The sequence below is a fragment of the Halobacterium bonnevillei genome, assembly GCF_009831555.1.
Lineage (GTDB): Archaea > Halobacteriota > Halobacteria > Halobacteriales > Halobacteriaceae > Halobacterium > Halobacterium bonnevillei.
On the sequence record NZ_WUUU01000204.1, the window covers coordinates 1 to 5,031 of the forward strand.

Consider the following 5,031-nt stretch of genomic DNA (forward strand, 5'->3'; position numbering starts at 1 on the left):
TGTCGATGCGGATGTGCGCGGGCGCGTCCAGCTCGTCCGCCACGACGCCCGCGGTGTTGTCCATCGGCTCCTCAGGGATGTACGACGACCCCATGCCGGTCACGTCGATCGTGGTCTCCGCGGCGCGCTCGACCCGCACGACGTCCGCGGGCCGGTCGAGCGCCACCCCGAAGACGTCGAACCCGCTACCGAGGTTGGCGCTCGTCGCCGGCGCGCGCACCGTTATCATGGCAGGTCGTAGCCGGGGGGCGCGCAAAAGCGTAGCGGACGACGCATCCGACTGGGAATCGTCCGGCCGGTCGCGGCCGCCCGACGGCCCCCATCGACGCACCCCCGACGCCGGACCGTAACGCTAACCCGGGGTCCGTCCCGACCACTGGGTATGATTGCCATCGTCGGCGGCGGCATCGCGGGCCTCGCGGCCGCTCGCCGCCTCCAGGGCCACGGCTACGACGTCCGCGTCTTCGAGGCGTCGAGTCAGGTCGGCGGCCTCGCGGCGACCACGGAGACCGCCGGCGACCCCATCGAGCAGTTCTACCACCACCTGTCGGCGTCCGAGGAGACCATCGTCGACCTGCTCGAGGACCTCGGCCTCGGCGACGACCTTGAGTGGCCCATCGGGAAGAACGCCTACTACGTCGACGGCACCGTCTACCCGATGGACAAGCCCTGGGAGATCCTCGCGTTCCCGCACTGGAGCCTCTACGACAAGTTCCGCCTCGGCATGCTGACGCTGGACGTGGACGTCCGCGGTGGCATCCCGAGGTTCGACACGTACGACGACCTCGCGGACTTCGAGGACGTCCCCGTGAAGCAGTTCTGCATCGAGCACACCACGCGGAACGTCTACGAGACGTTCTTCGAACCGCTGCTCGAGGCGAAGTTCGGCGAGCGCATGGACGACGTGTCGGCGGCGTGGCTGCTCGGCCGCATCAAGTTCCGCGGGGAGCGCGACCTGCTGCGCGGCGAACCCCTGGGCTACCTCGACGGCGGGTTCGGCCGCCTGCTCGACCGCCTCGTCGAGGACGTCGGCCGCGAGAACATCGAGACGGACACGCGCGTCACGGACGTCGGGACCGAGAATGCGGAACTCCGCGACGTCACCGTCGAGCACGCCGCCGAGGCCGACGGCGGCGAGATGGCCTCCGGCTTCACGAGCGTCGAGACCTACGACGCCGACGCGGTCGTCGTCGCGGCGATGCCGAACGTCCTCGAATCACTGACCGGCTACGAGTGCGACATCACGTTCCAGGGGACGGTGTGTTCGGTCGTGAGCATGGACGAGTCGCTGACGGACACGTACTGGCTGAATATCGCCGACGACGCGCCGTTCGGCGCGCTCATCGAGCACACGAACTTCGTCCCGCCGGAGCGCTACGGCGGCGAACACCTCCTCTACGTCCCGAAGTACGTGCAGAGCGCCGACGATCCGGTCTGGCAGATGAGCGACCGGGAGGTCGCCGACCACTGGCTGGACGGCATCGCGGCCCTCTTCCCGGAGTTCGACCGCTCGCAGGTCAACTGGGTCGAGACCGCCCGCAACCCCCGGACGGCGCCGGTCTACGAGCGCGGCTACCTCGACATGGTGATTCCGTACCACCTCGACGACGACGTCGCGGACGGCGTCTACTACGCGGGGATGGCGTCGCGCGCACAGTACCCCGAGCGGTCGCTGAACGGCGGCATCGTCGCCGGGTACGAGTGCGCGGACCGCATCGTCGGCGAGAAGTAGCAGCCTCGACAGCAGGTCGCCTGGCCGGAGTCCCGGACGACGTTACGCCTGTGCGTGCCAGTAGTCGACCGTGCGGTACGCGAGGTAGAGGACGGCGTTGAGGACGCCGGCGAGCGCGAACAGCGACCCGAGCTGGGCGATGAGGCCGCTGAACGGCAGGCCGACGTCGGCGACGCCGTACGCGAAGAACGCGGCGAGGATTCCCCAGACGACGAGAATCGCGGCGATTCGGGCGCCGTCTTCGACGTAGGTCGACACGGAGGCTGGGTCAGGTGCGGCGGACATGTGCCGACAGAGCGATAGCAATCGTGTATATCTTCTGGAACGAACGAGGGGGAAGCTAGCCACGGCTCGGATGCGAGAACAGGTGCAGGGGCAAGTACGGGGGCCGAGTCACTGAGCCGGGAGCGAGTCAGTGAGCGGGGTCCGCTTCGATGGCGGTGATGATGCCGAGGACTGCGGTCGAGGCGTCGACGACCGAGAGGTCGGTCCCCCCGAGCAGCGCGAGCGGCTCCTGGTTCCACCGGCAGCTATGTTTCTCGTAGTGGGCGTCGGCGCGCCAGTCCTGGAAGCGAGCGACCGGGCCGACGGAGCTCCGACCGTGTTCGAGCAGGAGGACGCGTCCGTCTGGCCTGCAGACGCGCGCCATCTCGTCGAGGGCCCGGTCGGGGTCCGGAAAGGTACACGTGGACAGCGACGAGATCACGGTGTCGAAGCTGTCGTCGGCGAACGCGAGGCGCTGGGCGTCCATCTCGTGGAAGCCCTCGACGCGGTCGCGGTCTCCGACGCCGGCCCTGGCCTTCGACAGCATGTCCGGGCTGAGGTCGACGCCGACGTACGTCGTCTCCGGAGGCACGTAGTGCGCGTTCAGGCCGGTCCCGCAAGCGACGTCCAGAACGCGGCCGCCGGCGCGCCCGAACAGGCGGCCGCGGAACCCGCCGGTGAGGCGCTTGTTCAGCCACTGCATTCGGTCGAAGCGGTCGGCCTGTTCGGCGTACGTCTCTCGGATGTCGTCCAGTGTGTCGGGGCGGGTCCGCCCCGGCGTGCTGGTGTCGGCCGTGGCTTCGGGCATAGGAGTCTGTACTGGCTGCAGTCCCAAACAGTCTCCCCCGAGCATACTGGGGTGTCTTTTCGGATAGCGGGCGGTCGGTACTGGGGCGGCGGTCCGTCCTCGGCTCTCCGGCGGCGTTACGTTCCCGGGCTCTTCGACGGGTCGACGTCCTCGGGTTCCTCGACGTCGCCGCGCTGGACCTCGCCGTCCTCGGTCTCGACGTAGACGTCGTCGGCGTACCCGCCCTCGGCGTTCTCGAAGTCCGCTTCGTCGAGACGCTCGGGGGTCGCTGGCGCGTCCGCCACGCCCTCGACAGGCCGGAACTCCCCGAGCGGCGAGTCCACGCTGACGTCGTGCGCCTCGAAGAACCCGCGGTAGCGGTCGAAGTGGTCGGATAGCTCCGCCGGGGGGAACTCCATCATCTCCGCCCAGCCGTGGTTGTAGAAGTCGAAGTTCGCGACGATGTGCGTGATTTCGCGGGCCTGGGCCTCCGTGTACCCCTCCTGGAGGGCGGCGAGGTACATGTCCATCGTCGCGTCGAAGAAGTCGTCGAGGTGCGCCTGGCGTTCGTCGCGGCGCGACTCGTCGGCGCGCTTCGAGAAGATGCGCACGTGGAGGTCGACGAGCCCCCGTCGAGCGACGGAGCGCACGCCGGGGAGTTCCAGGGCTTTCCGGGACGCGAAGTGCCGGACGTTCTGGCGGATTTTCATGGCCGGGGGTACGGAACGAACCGTTAAGAACGTCCCGACGGCCGATGCTGGGGCGCACCGACTGCCCGAGTCGATTACCGCAGGTACGCCGGGTCTGCGTCGTCCTCGATGGGCACGGCGGTGACTGGCTTCAGGTACGTCACGCGCACGTACCCCTGGCGTTCGCAGGGTTCGACGACTGGGTCGACGTCCTCCGGGACGTCGAACTGTTCACCGGGCCGAGCGAGTTCCGACACGAGACGGTATCTGACAGTAGACATTGAATACTGGGGGACGGATCGGGTTCCGCCGTCCTTCTCTGACACTCGTTAGCATCGGACTACTAAGACAGTTTCGCCCGCGAGCAGGAGAGTAATCCCCACTTACCGGGGCACTCGCCCCGCGCTTCCCCGTTCTGATACGGACGCCACGGCACCGACGACGAGACGGGTCGGGAATTACGATCCGCCACGGCAATGGCAACGACGATCCGCCACGGCCACAGCTACGACGATCCGCCACGGCCACAGCTACGACGCGGCACGCTGCCGGCGAGCCTTGTCTGCGTATCTGCCGCGACTGGCGACGTTCGACGGGAGGACCGAAAAAGGAGTGGGTCCGGCGCCTCGGCCCGTTTCGTTGCGGGAGACAGCTCGCTACTGGAAGCCGATCTCGTGGCGGCGCTCGGTCTCGTCCTTCGGAACGACGACCTCGCAGACGCCGTTGTCGTGGCTCGCGGTCACCTGCTCGGGGTCGATGTGTACGGGCAACGGAATCGTGCGCTCGATCCGAAGCGGTCGTTCGGAGACGAGCGCGCGTTCGCCCTGGTCGGCATCGATCTCCGAGTCCTCAGAGCGGTCCCCGGACACGTAGAGTTGGTTCCCGTCCGCGTGAATCTGCAGGTGGTCCTTCTCGAACCCCGGGACGTCCACGTGGACGACAATCTCGGTTGGTGATTCGATGACGTCTGCGGCCGGCACGACGGGAGCGGGCTGCTCCACGGCGCCCTCCTGTGTCTGGGCCTGGGGCTGGGACGCCTGTTGCTGGACGCCCGCTGCTTCCTGGCCGACCGGAGACTGGGTCTGCCAGGTGACGCCCCCCATCGGCTGGGTCGCCGTCGTGAGGGTCATCGCCTGGTCCGGGTAGCTCACCGTCTGGGGCCACTGTTGTGTCCGCGTCATTGCATCATCGGGTGCTGTGTGACCGGCGTCAGTTGCCCGGTCGGCGCTTGCTGGCCCGTGGACTGTCTGGTTGCCGGCTGCTGCATCGAGTGCTGTTGGCTCCGACCCCGTTGAGCGCCGGACGGTGACTGCTGGACGGCCGCTTGCTGTGGCTGCCGACTCGCAGGCTGCTCCGGCCGGCCCGATGGCATCGACTGCGAGCCGCCGAGCTGCTGCAGTGGTTGCCCGCTGAGCTGCTGCTGGGGTTGACCCACAGCGTGCTGTTGTGGCTGGCCGCCCAGCTGCTGCGGGGCCTGCTGTTGCGGTTGGCTGCTCAGTTGCTGCTGTGGCTGCTGCTGCGGGGCCTGCTGTTGCGGTGGCTGCTCAGTTGCTGCTGTG

At 68.2% G+C, this 5,031-nt stretch carries 7 protein-coding genes and 1 pseudogene; 2 read left to right on the forward strand and 6 right to left on the reverse strand.

The features are described from left to right. Positions 1 to 229 (reverse strand): annotated as a pseudogene (locus tag GRX66_RS16540) (homoserine kinase); the annotation flags it as partial. A gap of 153 nt (positions 230 to 382) precedes the next feature. Here GRX66_RS16540 and GRX66_RS16545 point away from each other — a divergent pair. Continuing rightward, positions 383 to 1,732: an NAD(P)/FAD-dependent oxidoreductase gene (locus tag GRX66_RS16545; protein WP_159527503.1), complete on the forward strand. Its 1,350-nt coding sequence runs from the start codon at positions 383 to 385 to the stop codon at positions 1,730 to 1,732. A 42-nt stretch (positions 1,733 to 1,774) separates the two neighbouring features. On the opposite strand, the gene GRX66_RS16550 is transcribed toward GRX66_RS16545, so the two are convergent. The 5 genes from GRX66_RS16550 to GRX66_RS16570 all read right to left on the reverse strand — a co-directional run bounded on the left by GRX66_RS16550 (position 1,775) and on the right by GRX66_RS16570 (position 4,653). After that, positions 1,775 to 2,017: a hypothetical protein gene (locus GRX66_RS16550; RefSeq protein ID WP_159527504.1), complete on the reverse strand. Its 243-nt coding sequence runs from the start codon at positions 2,015 to 2,017 to the stop codon at positions 1,775 to 1,777. A 127-nt stretch (positions 2,018 to 2,144) separates the two neighbouring features. Beyond that, positions 2,145 to 2,804: a class I SAM-dependent methyltransferase gene (locus GRX66_RS16555; RefSeq protein WP_159527505.1), complete on the reverse strand. Its 660-nt coding sequence runs from the start codon at positions 2,802 to 2,804 to the stop codon at positions 2,145 to 2,147. A 116-nt stretch (positions 2,805 to 2,920) separates the two neighbouring features. Then, positions 2,921 to 3,493, reverse strand: a complete 573-nt coding sequence (locus GRX66_RS16560; protein ID WP_159527506.1) for a DUF6149 family protein — start codon at positions 3,491 to 3,493, stop codon at positions 2,921 to 2,923. Positions 3,494 to 3,567: 74 nt separating this feature from the next. Beyond that, positions 3,568 to 3,753 carry a hypothetical protein gene (locus GRX66_RS16565; protein ID WP_159527507.1) on the reverse strand — a complete coding sequence of 62 codons (186 nt, stop codon included), beginning with the start codon at positions 3,751 to 3,753 and terminating at the stop codon, positions 3,568 to 3,570. A 375-nt stretch (positions 3,754 to 4,128) separates the two neighbouring features. Further along, on the reverse strand, positions 4,129 to 4,653 hold the full coding sequence (locus GRX66_RS16570) for an Hsp20/alpha crystallin family protein (protein ID WP_159527508.1): 525 nt from the start codon (positions 4,651 to 4,653) through the stop codon (positions 4,129 to 4,131). 143 nt (positions 4,654 to 4,796) lie between these two features. Here GRX66_RS16570 and GRX66_RS20170 point away from each other — a divergent pair. After that, the coding region (locus GRX66_RS20170) for a hypothetical protein (RefSeq protein WP_233745596.1) at positions 4,797 to 5,031 on the forward strand (235 nt) is incomplete at its 3' end.

What these genes read in the sequence shown, in the direction of transcription:
- GRX66_RS16555 (WP_159527505.1), bottom strand. Translation starts at nt 2,804, where the DNA reads ATGCCCGAAGCCACGGCCGACACCAGCACGCCGGGGCGGACCCGCCCC.
- GRX66_RS16550 (WP_159527504.1), bottom strand. Translation starts at nt 2,017, where the DNA reads ATGTCCGCCGCACCTGACCCAGCCTCCGTGTCGACCTACGTCGAAGAC.
- GRX66_RS16570 (WP_159527508.1), bottom strand. Translation starts at nt 4,653, where the DNA reads ATGACGCGGACACAACAGTGGCCCCAGACGGTGAGCTACCCGGACCAG.
- GRX66_RS16545 (WP_159527503.1), top strand. Translation starts at nt 383, where the DNA reads ATGATTGCCATCGTCGGCGGCGGCATCGCGGGCCTCGCGGCCGCTCGC.
- GRX66_RS16565 (WP_159527507.1), bottom strand. Translation starts at nt 3,753, where the DNA reads ATGTCTACTGTCAGATACCGTCTCGTGTCGGAACTCGCTCGGCCCGGT.
- GRX66_RS16560 (WP_159527506.1), bottom strand. Translation starts at nt 3,493, where the DNA reads ATGAAAATCCGCCAGAACGTCCGGCACTTCGCGTCCCGGAAAGCCCTG.